This window comes from Campylobacter sp. MIT 12-8780 (genome assembly GCF_006864535.1).
In the GTDB taxonomy this organism is placed as follows: domain Bacteria; phylum Campylobacterota; class Campylobacteria; order Campylobacterales; family Campylobacteraceae; genus Campylobacter_D.
In genome coordinates this window covers 1-17,996 of the sequence record NZ_QHLL01000003.1, presented here as the reverse complement: position 1 = coordinate 17,996, position 17,996 = coordinate 1, and the positions used below count along the sequence as shown (strand labels likewise).

Sequence of the window (17,996 nt, the reverse complement as noted above, 5' to 3'; positions counted from 1 at the left end):
TTTATGCCTTGGGACCAAAACCGGAGTATTCTTTACCTTCAGCCACATCTTCATAACGTTTGAAATTTTCTACAAACATACTAGCAAGCTTCGCTCTTGCTTGTTTATAAGCATTTGTGTCGCTCCAAGTATTTATAGGATTTAAAAGCTTGCTTTCAACTCCAGCTAAAGCCTTAGGGATAGCCAAATCAAAAAGCTCAAAATTCTCAAATTCGCAAGCTTTTATAGAGCCATCAAGTATAGCATTAATGCAAGCCCTTGTTGCTTTGATACTCATTCTTTGCCCTACTCCATAGCCTCCACCGCTCCAGCCGGTATTAACAAGATATACGCTTACATTATGCTTGTCTATCTTTTGTCCTAAAAGCTTAGCATACACGGTTGGATGAAGAGGCATAAAAGGCTCGCCAAAGCAAGCTGAAAAAGTCGCTTGAGGCTCTGTAACGCCTCGCTCTGTGCCAGCTACTTTAGCTGTATAACCACTTAAAAAATAATACATTGCTTGTTCTTTAGTAAGCTTGCTTACAGGAGGCAAAACCCCAAAAGCATCAGCAGTTAAAAAGATGATATTGCTTGGATGTCCAGCTTTTAAGCTTGGCTCGTGGTTTAAAATGTGCTCGATTGGATAAGATACGCGAGTATTTTCAGTCTTTGAAGCGTCTTTAAAATCTACGCTTTTATCAGCATTTAACACTACATTTTCTAAAAGAGCATTTCTTTTAATAGCCCCGTAAATTTCAGGCTCATTTTCAGCACTTAAATTTATACATTTTGCATAACAACCACCCTCAAAATTAAACACGCCCTCATCATCCCAGCCATGCTCATCATCACCGATTAATTTTCGCTTTGGATCAGTTGAAAGTGTAGTTTTTCCAGTGCCACTTAGTCCAAAGAAAAGGGCTACATCGCCTTTAACTCCCACATTTGCCGAGCAGTGCATAGGGAATTTATTTTCCAAAGGTAGCCAATAATTCATCATAGAAAAAATACCCTTTTTCATCTCCCCACCATACCAAGTACCACCTATGACGCCAATATTTGCTTCTATATCAAAGATCACAAAAACTTCTGAGTTTAAACCTTGTTCTTTGTAGTCTTCATTGACACATTTGCACGCATTATACACCACAAAATCAGGGCTAAAATCCTTTAGTTCCTCTTCATTTGGGCGGATAAACATATTTTTAACAAAATGAGCCTGCCAAGCGATTTCGCTGACAAAACGCACAGCTTTTCTACTTTTTAAAGACGCGCCACAAAAGACATCTTGTATATAAATATTTTTATCGCTAAGTTGCTTTTTGGCTTTTGCTAGAAGTGTTTCAAAGAGTTCTTTTGAGATAGGATGATTTATCTTGCCCCAAGCGAGGTATTTTTGACTTGGATCTTGTTTGACAAAATACTTATCTTTTGGGCTTCTACCGGTAAATTCGCCAGTATCTACTGCAAAAGTGCCGTTTTTAGTAACTTCACCTTCTTTGTTTTGCTCTTCATGCTTAAAAAGCTCATCATAACTTAGATTATGAAAAACCTGCCCAACATTAACAAGTCCTAATTTATCAAAATCTTTAATCATTTGCATTGTTATTTCCTCATTCATATACTGCTAAAATTTGTCCTTCAGCTACGCTATCGCCAGCTTTTACGACTATTTCTTTAATCACTCCATCTTTTGGAGCAAGGGCTTCAATCTCCATTTTCATCGCTTCAAGCACGACAACAACTTGTCCAGCTTTTACCTTATCGCCAGCTTTAGCAACGATTTTAAAGACATTGCCAGAAATGCTTGCTTTTACGCCATCAGCATTCTCATCGCTTGCAACTTGAGTAGAAGCTTTTTCATTGTTACTTTCTTCTATCTTGCTTACGCTTTTGATATTAACATCTTTATCAAAACCAGCATGCACTTCAACATGGTATTTGTTGCCATTTACAGCTATGGTAAATTTAGTCTCATCTGCGCTGATATTTGAGCCTTTTGGCATACTTGAAATTTTACGCACATTGAGCTTTGCTTCGCCTTTTAAGAAAGCGATGCCTTTTTCTTTGCAAGCTGCAGCGATAAATACATTTTCTTCGCTTGTTTCAATGCCTTCTTTTTCAAGAATTTTACGCGCAAATTCCAAACTCTTAGTTTCATCTTTATCAGCCAAATCAATGGCAAGTTCAGTTGTTGGCTCTAAATTAAGCTGCTCGCTGGCTAATTTTATCACCTCACTATCAGCTGGCACAGGGGTTTTTCCAAAATAACCAAGCACCATTTTACCATATCCATCAGCGATTTTTTTCCACTTTCCAAACATAACATTATTAAAAGCTTGTTGAAAATAAAACTGAGAAACAGGAGTAACTGAAGTGCCAAAACCACCCTTTTCAACCACTTCTCTCATGGCTTTAATCACTTCAGGGAATTTATCTAAGATATTATTATCCCTCATCATTTGGGTATTTGCAGTTAATGCTCCACCTGGCATAGGTGAAAAAGGTATAAGCGGACTTACCATAGTTGCTTCAGGTGGCAAGAAATAATCCTTCAAGCAGTCCTTAAGCACTTCTTCATAAACAAGAATTTTTTCTGCATCAAGCCCACCTAGATCATAATTTTTACCCTTCACTGCGTGAAGCATAGTTAAAATATCAGGCTGACTTGTGCCACCGCTTACAGGAGAAGCGGCTAAATCTATACCATCAACCCCAGCTTCTAAAGCCGCTAGATAACACGCTACGCTTACACCAGCAGTTTCGTGCGTATGCAATCTTAAATGCGTATTTTCGGGCAAAAGCTTACGCGCCATTTTTATGGTTTCATATACTTTTTGAGGACTACTTGTGCCACTTGCATCTTTAAAACAAACACTATGAAAAGGAATTTCAGCTTCTAAAATCTGCTTTAAACTCTTTTCATAAAAAGCAACATCATGAGCGCCCTTACAACCCGGTGGCAAATCCATAATAGTAACGACTATCTCGTGTTTTAAGCCATGATTGACTATACACTCACCGCTAAATTTAAGATTATTAGCATCATTTAAAGCGTCAAAATTGCGTATGGTTGTCGTGCCGTGTTTTGCAAAAAGCTTGGCGTGCAGATCAATAAGCTCTCTACTTCCTGTATCTAAAGTAACGGTATTTACACCTCTTGCAAGGGTTTGAAGGTTGGCTTCTTTACCGACTATTGAGCGGAATTTATCCATCATTTCAAAAGCATCTTCATTGAGATAAAAATAAAGACTTTGAAAACGCGCCCCACCACCAAACTCAAAATGAGTAATGCCAGCTTCCTTAGCTGCTTCTAAAGCAGGGAAAAAGTCCTGCATCAATACCCTAGCCCCATAAACAGACTGAAAGCCATCTCTAAAGCTCGTATCCATAATGTCAATAAACTTCTTTGCCACCTTTTCTCTCCTTCTTGCAAAAAGTAAATTTTAACAAATCAACTTTAATTTTTGATGAGTTTTTTATAAATTACACAAAAAAATTATAAAAACTTATAAAAATAATAGCAAAAGGCGTGATAAAACGCAATACAAAAAACCAAAATTTAAACATTTTTCTACTCATAAAAGAGCTAAAAAGTCTGTAAATTTGACTTGTTTTGACAAAAAATCCTACAAAAATACTTATACAAAATACCCCTAAAGGAAGTAAAAAATTTGAAGTGAGTTTATCCAAAAGATCAAAAAAACTCAGTTCAAACACCTTAAGATACGCAGAAAAAGAAGCATTAAAAGACAAGATACACGCTATAGATAGCACAAATACCACAAAAGCACTCATCATCAAAGCTTTTAAACGACTTATCTTAAAAGTGCGTGTAAGATAAAAGATAAGTGGTTCTACCATAGAAACCGCACTTGTAATGCCAGCAAAAAACAAAGCCAAAAAGAAATAAAAGGCTAAAAAATTCCCAAACACACCAAGCTGATTAAATAAGCTCATCAAGGACACAAACACAAGCCCAGCTCCTTGCACGCTAGGATCAGATCCAAATTCAAAGATAAAAGTAAAAACGATAAGCCCCATCATCAAAGCGATAAAAAGATTGATACACACTACAAATATAGAGCTTTGAAGCAAATTCACTTTCTTTGGCAAAGCTGCTGCGTAAGTGACTATACAGCCTATGCCAAGGCACAGAGTGAAAAAAGCAAGTCCTAGCGCATCAAGCAAAGAATCAAAACTAAAAACCTTTAAATTTGGGCTAAAAAGGTGTAAAAAAGCTTGTTTAAAACCCTCAAACTGCGTGCAATACAAAAGCATAGCCAAAAGCATAAGAAACAAACTTGGCATAATGATAACATTAAGCTTTTCTATACCTTTAATCAAGCCGCGAGCAAGCACTGCAAAAGTGAGTATAAAAGAGACAAAAAAGCATAAAAATGATAAAGTTAAATCTTGACTTAAAAGCATATCAAAATCCGCTTTTGCCCAAGTAATATCCTTTGGTAGATAAAAAAGGCTGAAAAACATATATTTTAACACCCAGCCCATAATCACAAGGTAAAAACTCAGCACAAAAACGCCACTTATCATAAAAATGCCGCCAAATTTCCAATACTTCGCGCCTCTTACAGCCAAACTCTCAAAAGAATGAGCTAAGTCTTTTCTACTTAGCCTTCCCATAGCAATTTCAGCTAAAAATACGCTCAAACCCAAAGTTAGCGTAAGAAGTAGATACAAAAGCACAAAGCTAAAACCGCCATTTTTTGCGGCTAGGGTTGGAAATTTCCACGCATTTCCAAGCCCAACAGCCGAGCCAGCCACAACTAGGATAAAACCTATCTTGCTAAAATGTATCCTCATAAGCCTTTATCCAAAAAGCCTTATAATAACTGCTTGAGCGGATAAATGGAATTTATAGCAATGAGTATAATGATAAATGGCACGATAAAACGCAAGAAAAAATACCAAAGTTCAAAAAAGAAGCTATTCATACAAGGTGCAAAAAGAATTTGTAAAGCCTCTTTTTTCACCACAAAGCCTACAAAAATCGCTGCACAAAGCCCACCTATTGGCATAATGATATTTTGCACGAGATAATCAAGCACATCAAAAAAGCTTTTATTACCAAAGAAAGTAAAAGCAGTAGCTTGATTTGATGAAAGTATGCAAAGAATGCCAAGTATATAAACAAACACGCCTATATATACAAGAGCTTTAAGACGCGAAAATTTAAAGGTATTGATAAGATAAAAAGCAAAAGGCTCAATCATAGAAATCGCACTTGTAATACCCGCAAAAAACAAAGATACAAAAAAGCACACAGCTAAAATATTTCCCACCACGCCAAGTTTTGCAAAAAGCGTAGCTAAAGAGATAAAGATAAGTCCAGGACCTTGCTGAGTAGGATCAGCTCCAAATTCAAAAATAAAGGTAAAAACAATAAGCCCCATCATCAAGCCTATGAGTATATTGATAAAGATGATAGAAAGCGTGCTTGTGATGAAATTGGTGCGATCGGGCAAAGAAGCTGAATAAGTAATGATGGTGCCAACCCCCAAAGAAAGACTAAAAAAGGCAAGCCCTAAAGCATCAAGTATAGAAGCAACGCTGATCTTGCTAAAATCTGGCTTTAATAAAAACTCAAAAGCCTGAAAAGAACCATCTTTACTCAAAGCATAAAAAAGCATAAGCACAAGCAGGATAAAAAGACTTGGCATCATCCAGACATTAAGCCTTTCAATACCATTTTTAACACCCTTTGACACTACATAAAAAACAAGCAAAAACACAAAAGTAAAGCACACAAGCTGAAGCCAAGGGCTATTACCCACAAGTTCTTCAAAATAGCTTGTTGAACTTTGAATATCGCTTGGTAAAGTTACGGCACTAAAAAGGGCGTATTTGACAATCCAAGCAATGACTAAAGAGTAAAAAGAAACAAGCAAAATCGCTCCAAGCATAGTAAAACCGGCTAAAGCCCATGCTTTTTTGCCCTCTGGAGCAAGAGTTTTATACGCATTCACTGGATCTTTTTCACTTAACTTTCCTATACTAAGCTCTGCTAAAAACACCACAAAGCCAACACAAAGCGTTAAAAATAAATACAGCAAAATAAAAGCAGAACCTCCGTTTTGTCCAACCAAAGTAGGAAATTTCCACGCATTTCCAAGTCCAACTGCTGATCCAGCTACGGCTAAAACAAAGCCGATTTTTGAGAATTTCGAATTCAAAGTTAAGCCTTTTTAAATTTTATAATGTCAAAATTAAAGCTAAAAATACTTAAAAACTTGTTTAAATGCTTGATAAAATGCTTATTTTTTGATATTTGATAATAAAAGGTAAAATTTTTCACAATGCTTATAAAATAGCTGGCTTTTGGATTTTATTTTAAACAAAATTAAAGCTTAAAAAGGTTAAGATACGATTTTAAAACAGATTTTTAAAGCTCTAAGTAGGGACACGCAAGCCGAACTAGTTTTAAAAAGCTGAAATTTAAAGGAGAAAATATGAAAAAAATCGTTTTTTTAGTGCTTGCTTTAGCAAGTGTAGCTTTGGCTGAAACAACAGGTGCTCCTGTTGAACAAGAGTCTATGAATGTATGGATTAAAGCCTTTTCAGTGCTTGCAGCTGGCTTAGGACTAGGCGTTGCTGCTCTTGGTGGGGCTATTGGTATGGGACATACTGCTGCAGCAACTATAGCTGGAACAGCAAGAAATCCGGGTCTTGGCGGAAAATTAATGACAACAATGTTTATCGCCCTTGCGATGATAGAAGCTCAAGTTATCTATGCTCTTGTTATCGCTCTTATCGCACTTTATGCAAATCCTTTTATCGCTTTTGCTTAAAAATCAAGCCTCTTCTTTAGAGGCTTTTATTCCATGCGGTTATGGTGGAATTGGTAGACACGCTATCTTGAGGGGGTAGTGCGCTTCGCGTGTGCGAGTTCAAATCTCGCTAACCGCACCATTTTATCTATCTTAGATTTCCTTTTATAATTATAATACTGCTTCTTTGTACTTGCTCATTTTTGCAAAGCTTGTTTTAACTTTAACATTTTTATTTAAAATCAAAAAAAGACTAAAAAATATTTAAATTTTGCCGATTTTGTGAATGGAAAATAAATTTTAAGGCAAGACAATGACAATTAATTCTTACAATACAGGTTTAAATTTCACATTTTCAAAACCTGTCGCTACACAAAATGAGGAAAAAGATAAACAAAACGCTCAAGCACAGCAAGATAATGCGAATTTAAATACAGCAAATACACTCGCAAATTCTCAAAACAACAAGCAACAAACAAAAAGTGAAAATGCTTCAAATTCTACTCAAGAAAGTTCTTCAAGCGATATTATAAAAAATATAAGTGCTGAGGCAACTGAAAAGTTGAGCCAGACAACAAGTAGCAAAGAAGATGATCAAAAAGAAAAAAATGCCCTAGATAAACTCAAAGAACAACTAAAAATGCTTCAACAACAACTCGAAAAAACAAGTGATATGGATCTTAAAATGCAGCTCCTTTCGCAAATCGTCGTTCTCATGGCACAGATTGCCGAGCTTCAAAAGATCTTAGGCAATAGCGATGGCTTGAGTTTTGAAGCCTAAAATCAAATTTTTTAAGGCTATGATATGCCTTTTATAGCAAGATATCCAAGGCTGATAAAAATATCTTGATATCAAAAAAATAATGTCTAAAAAACCAAAATAAGCTTTGTGGTATAAAATCAACAATGATAAATGAAGCAAATAAAGAGACAAAAACAAAGAATGTTTTTACTCCAAAGCTCCTATTTTGCTTTCTTCGTGGTGGATATATTGCTCATCATTTTCCAAAGTATCGACAAAGCGTCCTATCCTCTCCCAACGTATATTTTTGTTCTCGTCCCAAGAAAAATATGTAAACCAAGGCGTGCCAACGATAAGCTTGTAAGGCACAGAACCCCAAAAACGACTATCATTTGAATGATCGCGATTATCACCCATCATAAAATACTCATCTTGAGGCACAGCATAATAATACGCATTTGCCCCATTCGCACCCACTTCACCAAAACCTGATAAAACAACAGGTTGCATAGCAAAGGCATTTCTGCTTAGATAAAGATTATAAGTTGCCTCCATATCCACTCGCTCATCAGTATGTATGCCTTTTTGTTTGTAAGGTTCTTTAACAAAAATTTGATTTTGAATATAAACGATACTATCTGCATAGTTTTGCTTCATATATGCATCGCCCTCGCTCATCTTAACATACAAAGTCGAACCAACCATCACAACTTCATCACCACCCTTTGCCACAAGACGTTTAACAAAATGAACTTTTGGATCAAGTGGATTGCGAAAGACGACTATATCACCGCGTTGGGGCTCTTTACCACGAAGCAAATGTCCATCGCCGTTAAAATCTGGTAAAATAGGCACTTCAATCCAAGGAATATGTGGAGTTGGCAAACCATAACTAAATTTTTTTACAAATAAAAAATCCCCAACCAAAAGCGTATTTTTCATCGAGCCACTCGGTATAGTAAAAGCTTGAATAAAGAAAAAAATCACGAGCAAAACGATGATAATTGTGCCTGTCCAAGATTGTGAGAATTTATGAAGACTCTTAAGTTTTTGCATTTTTTTCCTTAAAATAAGCTTTTATCTTAGAAGCTGTTTTGCGAATTTAAAAGTTGCATTTTAAACTAAACAAGCAAATGAACGCTTAATTTTCAAATTTAACGCGGTTTTTAGCTGCTTTGATAGTATTTTTCAAAAGCATAGCTATAGTCATAGGACCCACACCGCCTGGAACTGGTGAGATGAAGCTTGCTTTTTTACTTACTTCTTCAAAATCTACATCGCCCACAAGCTTATCATTAACGCGGTTTATCCCTACATCAACAACGATTACGCCTTCTTTTACCATATCGGCTTTTAAAAGCCTAGCACACCCAGCCGCAACGACGATTAAATCGGCTCTTTTGGTGTATAAACTTAAATCTTTTGTTTTGATATGACAGATACTTACACTTGCTCCTTCATTTAAAAGCAAGGTTGCCATAGGGCGTCCTACTATATTTGAAGCTCCTATAACCACAGCATCAAGCCCACTTAACTTTATACCATAGCTTTTTAAAAGATGAATCACGCCTTGTGGAGTACAAGCTACAAATCCACCTTTTAAATTTGAGTTCAAACAGCCTACATTAAAGGGATGAAAGCCATCAACATCTTTATTTGAATTGATACTTTCAAGCACTATATTTTTGTTGATATGAGCTGGCAAGGGAAGTTGCACTAAAATTCCATCAATGCTATCATCATAATTTAAAGTATTAATAAGAGCTAAAAGCTCATTTTGTGTCGTTTGTTCATTGAGCTTATAAACCAAAGACTTTATTTTACACGCTTCGCAAGCTTTGGCTTTGTTATTTACATAAGTATTGCTTGCTGGATCATTGCCTACTAAAACTACAGCCAAACAAGGCTCTATCCCTTGCTCTTTAAGCTTTTTAGCCTCATTTGCTACTTCTGTTTTGAGTTCTTGGCTGATTTTTTTTCCGTCAAGTAAAGTCATCATTTTTCCTTGAATTTATAGCTTTTTTTATAAAAAAAATTGTATCATAATAAAACTTTTTTTTCATTAAAGATAGACAATAAAGGTAAAAAAAATTGAAACTTATGATTTTATGTGTATTTGGGCTAAGCTTTGCTTTAGCTGAAGACTTTATCACTTTAAAAGAATACGCAAAAATGCTCTATGAAAATCCTCGTGGCATATCGTGCAAAGAATGCCACGGAGCCGATGGAGCTTCGCAGGTTTTGGGTTATTATACCAAAAAAGGCGAGAAAGAGCCTTTCATCGTGCCAAGCATACAAAATTTAAGCTTTGAAGCATTTAAAGAGGCTTTGCTTGAGGATAAAAATACAAAAAGCATAATGCCTACTTATTCGCTTACACCAAGTGAGATTATTACGCTTTATAATTACATACAAGAACTTAACAAGGAGAAAAAATGACAAATAAAAAAGCCTTTAAACAAGCTTGTGAGCTTATCGTTGGTGGGGTTGATTCGCCTGTTCGTGCTTTTAGTGCGGTAGGTTCAAATCCTTTATTTATCGACAAAGGTAAAGGAGCTTTTATCAGCGATATAGAAGGTAAAAGCTATATAGACTTCGTGCAAAGCTGGGGACCTTTGCTCTTTGGACATTGTGATAAAGACATTACAAAGGCTTGTGAAAAAGCTTTGAAAAAAGGCACGAGCTTTGGAGCACCAACCCTTTTAGAAACACAGCTTGCCAAACTTGTCTTAGAAAATTTCAAACATCTTGATAAGATCCGCTTTGTAAGCAGTGGCACAGAAGCGACAATGAGTGCCATTCGCCTTGCAAGAGGCTTTACAAGACGCGATAAAATCTTAAAATTTGAAGGTTGCTATCACGGACATAGCGATTCTTTGCTAGTAAGTGCTGGTTCTGGGCTGGCTACTTTTAATACCCCAAGTTCTTTAGGGGTTTTAAAAGATTTAGCTAAACACACTTTGGTAGCAAGTTATAATAATATAAAAAGCGTTGAGGCTCTTTTTGATACACATAAAGATATAGCTTGCGTTATCATCGAGCCAATCGCTGGAAATATGGGGCTTGTGCCAGCAAAGGCTGAATTTTTAGAAGAACTTGCTAAGCTTTGCAAAAAACACGGCACGCTTTTGATCTTTGATGAAGTGATGAGTGGATTTAGAGCAAGCTTAAAAGGCTCTTTTGGCATAAATGGCATAAAGGCTGATCTTGTAACCTTTGGTAAGGTTATAGGCGGAGGCTTGCCTGCGGCTGCTTTTGCTGGTAGGGCTGAGATTATGGATTTACTAAGTCCTTTGGGTGGAGTGTATCAAGCAGGAACGCTAAGTGGCAATCCTTTAGCCATGGCAGCTGGTATAGCAAGCCTAAAAAAAGCGATGAAAGATAAAATGCTTTATACTAAGCTTGCAGATCTTGGCGCAAGGCTGATGAAAGGCTTTAAAGAAGGTGCAAGCTCAAAAGGCATAGCCTTGCAAACAACTTGCGTTGGTTCTATGTTTGGCTTTTTCTTTAATGAAAATGAGGTTTTAAACTATCAAGATGCTTTAAAAAGCGATCTTAAGCTTTTTGCTAAATTTCATCAAGCTATGCTAAAAAGAGGCGTTTATCTGGCTTGCTCTCAGTTTGAAACAGGCTTTATCTGCGATAAAATGGATAAAAAGCTTATCGATGAAGTGTGTGAAAAAGCCTATGAAAGCTTTAAAAGTCTATGAGTAAAAGAGCAAAATTTATCAAAAAAGGCATAGAAGCAGCTGATGGCTTAAGTCTTGGAATTTCTATGGTTGTGGCTGTGCTTATAGGGGTTGGCTTGGGGTATTTGCTTAAAAAATACACAGGTATAAGCTGGCTTTTTTGGTTAGGCGTATTTATAGGCGTAGCAGCAGCGATTTTAAATGTATATAAAGCCTATAAAGCCCAAGTAGCAAGCTATGAGGAGTTTAAAGATGGGGTGCGTTATGCTCCTAAAGACTTAAAAGAAGATGATGAGGATTTTGATGAGGGTAAATTTGATCGATGAATGAGCTTTCAAACCTTGCAAAACAAGCTTTTATACAGCAAAAAAGCAAGCTTTTTATAAGCCTTTTATGCTTTCATTTGCTTGTGCTTTTTATAAGCTTTGCTTTTAAGGGCTTAAGCTTGGCTCTTTTTTTAAGCTTTGAATTAAGCTTTTTTGGAGCTTTCTTTATCTTTTTAAGCTCGTATTTAAACTATAAAAAATTTATTTTAAGAGAACTTGAAAGCTTAAACATTAGCCCAAAGCCCTTGTGTATTTGGTATAAAAAAGCCCCAAAAAAGCTTGTATTTGTCAAATTTTTAGACGCAAATGCCGATTTAAAACCAAGATTTAAGAATTTTTTATGGTTTTTTAGTGCCTTAAAAATGCTTGTGTATATAGTGTTTGTGCTTATTTTTTTATTTTTGCAAAAAAATGGATATTTAAGCATTTTTGGCTTATTTGCTGGTATCTTTGCCTTACTTATAGGCATTTTGTGTTTTGGAGTGGTGATTAGAAAAAAATGAGTGCGTATAGAAGAACGATGAAAAGCCTTGGGGCTTTGTTTATCTCGATGATCTTTGTTTTTGCGGGTTATGCGCTTATCGTTTCTTCAGTGGGCGTGATCCTTAAAGAGGCTGGAGTTTCTTCTTTTGGTATAGGACTTGTTAATTCTTGCTTTTTTCTAGGCGCACTTTTAAGCACCATAAGCGCTCATAAAATCATTACAAAGATAGGGCATATAAGGGCTTTTGGGGTGTTTGGCTCGTGCTTTGCTATTTGCATTATCTTGCACTCTATAAGTGATGCGATTTGGTTTTGGACGATTTTAAGGCTGGTGCTTGGGTATTGTTATTATGCTTTTTTAATGCTTATTGAATCATGGATTAACGATAAAGCAAAAAATGCTAATCGCTCAAGGGTTTTAAGCCTTTATGAGATCACTTTTTATCTTGCGCTTGGTAGTGGTACCCTACTTCTTGCTTTAAATTTAAACAAATATGAAATTTTCATCATTTCAGCTTGTCTCATTATGTTTTCATCTTTGCCTTTAAATCTTATCCGTATCAAAGAGCCTATTTTACAAAAACAAAGTCAAATTTCACTGCCTAAGGTTTTTGATCTTGTGCCTTTGGCTTTTGTAACAAGTTTTATCGCTGGTATGCTTTTAAATGGCTTTTTTTCAATGTCTTCTTTATATATACTTTTGCAAGGCTTTGAGGCAGCTCAGGTTTCTATTTTTATGTTTGCGATGATGCTTGGAAGCTTTAGTGCACAGCTTGGAGTTGGCTTTATCTCTGATAAAATAGGACGAAAATTTGCCATTATCTTGTGTGCAAGTATTGCTTTAAGCGCTACAACATTGCTTTTTTGTTTTAAGCTTGGCTTTGTGATTCAGTGCTTGCTTTCTTTTTTGCTTGGTATTGGCATAGGACCGCTTTATGCCTTAGCTTTAGCACGTGCTAATGATATGCTTGAGGATAAAAGCAAATTAGTTGAGCTTAACCGCTCGGTGCTTTTTTGCTACTCGCTTGGCTCTTTACTCTGCCCTACTCTTTTGGGTGCTTTAATGCAGTATTTTTCATATCAGGGCTTTACACTTTTTTATCTGTGTGCTTTGGGCTTTTTAATCCTTTTTGCGATTAATAAGCCAAATATAAGGAAAAATCATGATTAATCCCTCTGTAGCTTCAAGCCAAGTTGTTCAAACAAATAATAATTTAAATTTAAACAAAACAGATTCAAAAACTGAAAACAAAAACGATAGACTTACAAGTGATAAAAGCAATTCAAAAGAAGCTCTAACAGAGGCTTTAAAGAAAAATTTAGGACTTTCAAACACCACATTACCCACAAAAGAGCTTAGCACAAACAGCGAGGAGCTCAATTTAAAGCTTAAAGAACTTGTCAATAAGCTCTTAAATCAACTTGGCACTAAAGACAGCTCAAAGCTCATCGAGCAAGGAGAAAAGCTTAATTTTGCTCCAAATTTTAGCAACGAGCTTAAATTTCTTGCTAATGAGATGAAAAAAAATGAAATTTTTAAGGATTTATTTGCAAAGCTAGAGCAAATTTTAAAGCCAGCAAGCCAAATGAAAGCTGATAATCTTGCTCCTTTGTTTAAAAACTCAGGCGTATTTTTTGAAGCAAAGCTCAAAGACGCGCTAAATAAAGAACAGCTCCCAAGCAGTTTTCACAGCCTTTTAAACACTATAAAATCCCTTTCAAGCCCAAAAATAGCCACTCAAATCATAGCCCTAGCTGGCAAAGAACTTGACGCAAAAAGCTCTTTAAATGAGCTTAAAAACATCATACAAAATCAAAAAAATGAAAATACAAACCTTCTTAAAGAAAGTGCTTTTAAAACCCTACTTTCACTTGGTTCAAAACTTGAAAACTTTAAACTTTATATCAGTAAAAATCCAAATTTAGCCCAAGAAAAACTCAGCCAAATCGCAAATAATATACTCTCAAAACTTGAAAAACTTGAACCACAATTCAAACAAGAGCTTTCAAAACCTCAAAATTTAGCCCTAAAAGATACAAATTTTTTAAAAGATTTAAATCAAAGCTTTATGAAGCTTAAAGAAACGCTTAAAGACATCATTCAAGCTAAGCCTTTTACGCCTCAAAACACCCAAAATACTCAAGATAAAAGCCCAAGTTTTAATGCTTTTGTTAAGGTTGAAACAAATGTTAAAGAAGAACAAACAAGCCCTAAAGCTCCTTCATCAAATGTAGAATTTAAAGATGAAAAAAATGAAACTACGCAAAAAAATGAAGTCAATAAGGATTCAAACACCAACAAAAACACACAAGAGCTTCTTCAAGATGAGAAGCAAGAAGTGTTAAAAACTAATCAAAATGATGAAAAAACTCAGCCCAAAGACAGCAATTCAAAGACAAATGAAACCCAAAACAAAGACACAAATGAAAAGCTAAATTCAAACGAACAAAACAAAGAAAAGCTCACTCAAGATGAAACGCTCTTAGATGAAAATACTCAAGAAACAACTCTTAAAGAAGGAAAAGAAGGCATTAAAGAAAACCCAAAAGAAGCTGCTAAAGAAAGTGTTAAAAATGAAGCAAGTAAGGATTTAAACAAAGATGTAACTAAGGATATAAGCAAAGAAATCAGCAAAAACACCAAAGAAATACCAAAAGAAAACGCGACTCAAGCCCTAAAAGAAGGTCCTAAAAATCCACAAAATACCCAAACAAACACAAATTTAAACACACAAAACACCCAAGCTTTGCCAGAAAAAATGATACAAACACAAGCTAGTGAAGCCAACAAAGCCATACAAAATTTAGAAGCTAAGGTAAAAAACCTCGTCTTTTCAAATGAAAAAACCCAAATGCTTGAGCTTGAGCAACTCAGCAAAGATATAAACACTTTAAATAGAAAGCTCAATGAAAGCCTTAAACAGCTTGATTTAGGTGCTAGTGAAGCTAAAAGTAATTTAAGCGAACTTAAAAATCTAACGCATAAAATGCAAAATGCAAGTAAGGATTTAGCTCAAATTGCTACAAAAAATGAACATGAGGTTATAAATGAGCTAAAAAGTGATATAAAATCCACACTTTTACAGGTTTCAAATTTAGCCAAAAGCACAGATAATGAGGCTATTGCTAATCAAGCTAATCGCCTTTTAGCTCAAATTGAGATGAACCAGCTTATGTCTTTAGCTAATGAAAGCATAAACACTTATCTGCCTTTTTTTTGGGAGGATTTAAACGACTCAAAGCTTGTGTTTAAAAGGGGCAAGAAAGATAAATTTTTCGCTCAAATCAAGCTTGAGTTTGCTAAACTGGGCGAGCTTGATATACTCATAGCCTTAAATAATGAAAAATACATTGATATTAATATCATGGCAGAAGATAAGGAGTTTAGAAAGCGAATTTATGAAAACGCTCACGAGCTTAAAAGAGCGATCAATAAAGCTGGACTTTTAAGCTCAAATTTCTTTGTAGGCGATATAGTGCGAAGTAAATTTGATCAAACGCATGCTGGTATAAGGGATTATGATCTGCAAATGGGTATAGATAAAAAGGCGTAAAATGGCGAAAAGTTCTATCAAAAAAGCCGTCGCACTAGGCTATAATCAAGAAAGCAATCAAGCCCCAAAAGTCCTTGCCACAGGTAAGGGTGAAAGTGCGGCAAAGATGATAAGTCTAGCCAAAGAACACGGCGTGCCTATCAAAGAAGATGAAGACTTAGTCGAGATACTTTCCAAGCTTGATTTGGGCGATGAAATTCCACCAAATATGTATAAAGCTGTGGCTGAAGTCTTTGCTTTTATCTATCAAATGGCAAATAAAAAGTAAAAATACACAACCACGCCCAAGCTATAAAATTTCACATTTTATAGATTTTTTATCATAGACAAAGCAAAGAAGATGAAATTTACTTTCATCAAATTAGTATTTATATGAAAAACTCATCACATAGGTGCGTCCTCTGGCAGCATTATTAAAGGCTGATACATCGCCATTTATATTGCTTGATGAAGAATTATAAGTGTAAAGAGCGTTCATATAATTCCTATCTTGCAAATTTTGCACCTCGCCTTTGATAGTGAAATTTTTAAAGGGTTCTATGCTTGCATATAAGTCAATAATGGTTGGAATTTCCGGTAACTCTTCGCTTGAAACACCATAAACAAGATTTTCTGACAAAGGATTAATCCTTTTTGCTTTACCGGTATATTTAAACAAACTCCCTAAAACAAGTTTTTGGCTAAAAAGCCTCGTGCCAATATCCAAAGTGCCATAATCTTGTGGAAGTTCTGAAAATTGCGAAGCATTCATTCCCATGCCCGGAGCTGAAGCTGAAGAGAGAGAATGTGGATAAGAAGCCTTGCTGTGCGTGTAGCTTAATCTTGTGTAAAATACATTCAAATCAAAATTAAACTCAAGCTCCATACCTTGAAATTTGGCTTCATCGTTTAAACGAGGCACGAATACAGGATTGTCAGGGTTATCCCAAGCGTCATAAATATAGTTTTTGATTTTGGTATGAAAATACACTACTTTAAAACCCGTAAAGCTTTCTTGATCAAGCAAAAAGCCTTTAAAAAAGCTATTAAAGCCTATTTGATAGGTAGTTGCGCTTTCTGGCTTTAAAAAGACATTGATATTGCCTCCGCCTGCGCCTGAAGTAAATTGTTCTTGGACATTTAAAGCTCTTGTGCTTTGTGTATAACTTGCAAAAGGTGTAAAAAGTTCATGAAAGTTTAGAGCTAAAATTGAAGAAAAATTTAAATAATCATCTTTTTTTTCAAAAGGTTTGAAATTTGGTGGATTTGTCATATCATAATACTGCCCGCAAAATTCTCTCTTTGTGCATCTACCAACTTCTCCTGAAAGTTTTGAATGTGTGAAATTTAAATTTGTATTTAAATGAATGATTTCATAATTTAAATTTGTATCAAGATAAGCACTGCTTAATTCTTGTGTGCCTTGAGGTAAAAATGCAACAGCAGTTTCTAGATTAATATCATAAGCCCCTTGTGGATATTTTGTTCTGTTCCATTTGAGTTTTTTTCGGTAGTCATTTTTTTGATAGTTTGCTCCCAAAGTAAAATCAAAGCTTAAATTTTGGGCTAAATCGATTATGCTTTTGTTATTTAAATCTAGAACAAAAGCTTTGTTAAAGGACTTTACATCATCAAAATATCTATCTACTGGCAGAGTAATCCATATAAAATCTTGATCAAAATCTTGCATATTTTCAGTATAAGCAGCAAGAAAATTTATGTCAAAATATGAAGAATTTGGATTTAAATTATAGTTTAATTGATAATTATTGCTAGAAATTTCCCTACCTGCTAAGTGAGTTTCATAACGTCTATACGAAAAAATCGCTTTTTGATTGTCTTTAGGAGCAAATTCAAATTTAAGCAAATGACTTTGCGGTCTTTGTTCTAAATTTTTAGCAATAATAGAAGGTGGGATATTTGGATCAGAAGTATCAGTGCTAGAGCCTCCGCCACCTATCCTATAATCTTGTGAAATATTTCGCCCACTAAAAGCATACATCGCTCCTGCATAGCCTCCATTAAGAATACTATAGGATTTTTGTGCAAAGGCTATCATATACGAATGTCCTAAGCCATTTGTGCCATAGCTGTATTTGCTTAAAAGCCCAAAATTTTTGCCCTCGCTTACTATATCATCTATGCCTATGGTGCGAAAATTTGCACTTCCCATTAAAGCGTTGTTTCCGCTTGCTCCGCTAAAAGTGCCTTTGTTTATATCAAGTCCTATGATAAAATTTGGATCAATGAGTGTGCTAAAAGCCGAAGTTCCTGTTTCTGACATACCGCCCGGAGTTGGATGAGCGGTAGAATTTAGCCTATCCTCACTCGTGCCAAAAAAGGTTTGAGGCACACCATCGATCATGGTATTTACCCTGCCAAGTCCAGTCATACCTCTTATATTAACCGAAACGCCACCTTGTGAAGGATCAACTTGCGTATAAGCACCCGGA

16 protein-coding genes and 1 tRNA gene are annotated in these 17,996 nt (G+C 35.5%); 10 read left to right on the top strand and 7 right to left on the bottom strand.

Annotated features, from left to right (window positions below; translation table 11 throughout):
- Position 1: 1 nt before the first annotated feature.
- From pckA to DMB95_RS02730, 4 genes are all read right to left on the bottom strand, one after another.
- Positions 2–1,576 carry a phosphoenolpyruvate carboxykinase (ATP) gene (gene pckA / locus DMB95_RS02745; RefSeq protein ID WP_142930976.1) on the bottom strand — a complete coding sequence of 525 codons (1,575 nt, stop codon included), beginning with the start codon at positions 1,574–1,576 and terminating at the stop codon, positions 2–4.
- A gap of 19 nt (positions 1,577–1,595) precedes the next feature.
- Complete coding sequence (locus tag DMB95_RS02740; RefSeq protein WP_142930828.1) at positions 1,596–3,398, bottom strand: biotin/lipoyl-containing protein; 1,803 nt, start codon at positions 3,396–3,398, stop codon at positions 1,596–1,598.
- A gap of 70 nt (positions 3,399–3,468) precedes the next feature.
- A complete protein-coding gene (locus DMB95_RS02735) occupies positions 3,469–4,806 on the bottom strand; it encodes a sodium-dependent transporter (RefSeq protein ID WP_142930827.1) in 1,338 nt (445 codons plus the stop codon).
- Between the two features lie 20 nt (positions 4,807–4,826).
- Positions 4,827–6,176, bottom strand: coding sequence for a sodium-dependent transporter (locus DMB95_RS02730; RefSeq protein ID WP_142930826.1), 1,350 nt, complete (start codon positions 6,174–6,176; stop codon positions 4,827–4,829).
- Between the two features lie 276 nt (positions 6,177–6,452).
- Between DMB95_RS02730 and DMB95_RS02725 the strand changes: the two genes are divergently transcribed.
- From DMB95_RS02725 to DMB95_RS02715, 3 genes are all read left to right on the top strand, one after another.
- Positions 6,453–6,791 (top strand): F0F1 ATP synthase subunit C, encoded by a 339-nt coding sequence (locus DMB95_RS02725; protein WP_137633001.1) that lies wholly within the window; start codon positions 6,453–6,455, stop codon positions 6,789–6,791.
- A 35-nt stretch (positions 6,792–6,826) separates the two neighbouring features.
- Positions 6,827–6,912, top strand: a tRNA-Leu gene (locus DMB95_RS02720).
- Between the two features lie 171 nt (positions 6,913–7,083).
- Positions 7,084–7,551 carry a hypothetical protein gene (locus tag DMB95_RS02715; RefSeq protein ID WP_142930825.1) on the top strand — a complete coding sequence of 156 codons (468 nt, stop codon included), beginning with the start codon at positions 7,084–7,086 and terminating at the stop codon, positions 7,549–7,551.
- Positions 7,552–7,719: 168 nt separating this feature from the next.
- On the opposite strand, the gene lepB is transcribed toward DMB95_RS02715, so the two are convergent.
- Both lepB and folD read right to left on the bottom strand, forming a co-directional pair.
- A complete protein-coding gene (lepB, locus tag DMB95_RS02710; protein ID WP_142930824.1) occupies positions 7,720–8,568 on the bottom strand; it encodes a signal peptidase I in 849 nt (282 codons plus the stop codon).
- 85 nt (positions 8,569–8,653) lie between these two features.
- The gene (folD, locus tag DMB95_RS02705) at positions 8,654–9,508 is read right to left on the bottom strand and encodes a bifunctional methylenetetrahydrofolate dehydrogenase/methenyltetrahydrofolate cyclohydrolase FolD (RefSeq protein ID WP_137632998.1); all 855 of its coding nucleotides are present in this window, start codon (positions 9,506–9,508) and stop codon (positions 8,654–8,656) included.
- A 104-nt stretch (positions 9,509–9,612) separates the two neighbouring features.
- On the opposite strand from folD, the gene DMB95_RS02700 reads away from it, so the two are divergent.
- From DMB95_RS02700 to DMB95_RS02670, 7 genes are read left to right on the top strand one after another with little or no spacing between them, the layout of a single operon-like run.
- Positions 9,613–9,951, top strand: a complete 339-nt coding sequence (locus DMB95_RS02700; RefSeq protein WP_137633092.1) for a c-type cytochrome — start codon at positions 9,613–9,615, stop codon at positions 9,949–9,951.
- Positions 9,948–11,222 (top strand): glutamate-1-semialdehyde 2,1-aminomutase, encoded by a 1,275-nt coding sequence (gene hemL, locus DMB95_RS02695; protein ID WP_142930823.1) that lies wholly within the window; start codon positions 9,948–9,950, stop codon positions 11,220–11,222. The genes DMB95_RS02700 and hemL overlap by 4 nt, the downstream gene beginning before the upstream one ends.
- Entirely contained in the window at positions 11,219–11,527 is a 309-nt protein-coding gene (locus DMB95_RS02690) for an AtpZ/AtpI family protein (RefSeq protein WP_142930822.1), read from the top strand. Before hemL ends, DMB95_RS02690 begins: the two co-directional genes overlap by 4 nt.
- Complete coding sequence (locus DMB95_RS02685) at positions 11,524–12,030, top strand: hypothetical protein (RefSeq protein WP_142930821.1); 507 nt, start codon at positions 11,524–11,526, stop codon at positions 12,028–12,030. Before DMB95_RS02690 ends, DMB95_RS02685 begins: the two co-directional genes overlap by 4 nt.
- The gene (locus tag DMB95_RS02680) at positions 12,027–13,181 is read left to right on the top strand and encodes an MFS transporter (protein WP_142930820.1); all 1,155 of its coding nucleotides are present in this window, start codon (positions 12,027–12,029) and stop codon (positions 13,179–13,181) included. Before DMB95_RS02685 ends, DMB95_RS02680 begins: the two co-directional genes overlap by 4 nt.
- Positions 13,174–15,564 (top strand): flagellar hook-length control protein FliK, encoded by a 2,391-nt coding sequence (locus tag DMB95_RS02675; RefSeq protein WP_142930819.1) that lies wholly within the window; start codon positions 13,174–13,176, stop codon positions 15,562–15,564. Before DMB95_RS02680 ends, DMB95_RS02675 begins: the two co-directional genes overlap by 8 nt.
- Before the next feature lies 1 nt (position 15,565).
- On the top strand, positions 15,566–15,832 hold the full coding sequence (locus tag DMB95_RS02670; protein ID WP_142930818.1) for a FlhB-like flagellar biosynthesis protein: 267 nt from the start codon (positions 15,566–15,568) through the stop codon (positions 15,830–15,832).
- Between the two features lie 93 nt (positions 15,833–15,925).
- Here DMB95_RS02670 and DMB95_RS02665 read toward each other — a convergent pair.
- On the bottom strand, positions 15,926–17,996 hold a 2,071-nt coding region (locus DMB95_RS02665; RefSeq protein WP_142930817.1), incomplete at its 5' end, for a TonB-dependent receptor domain-containing protein.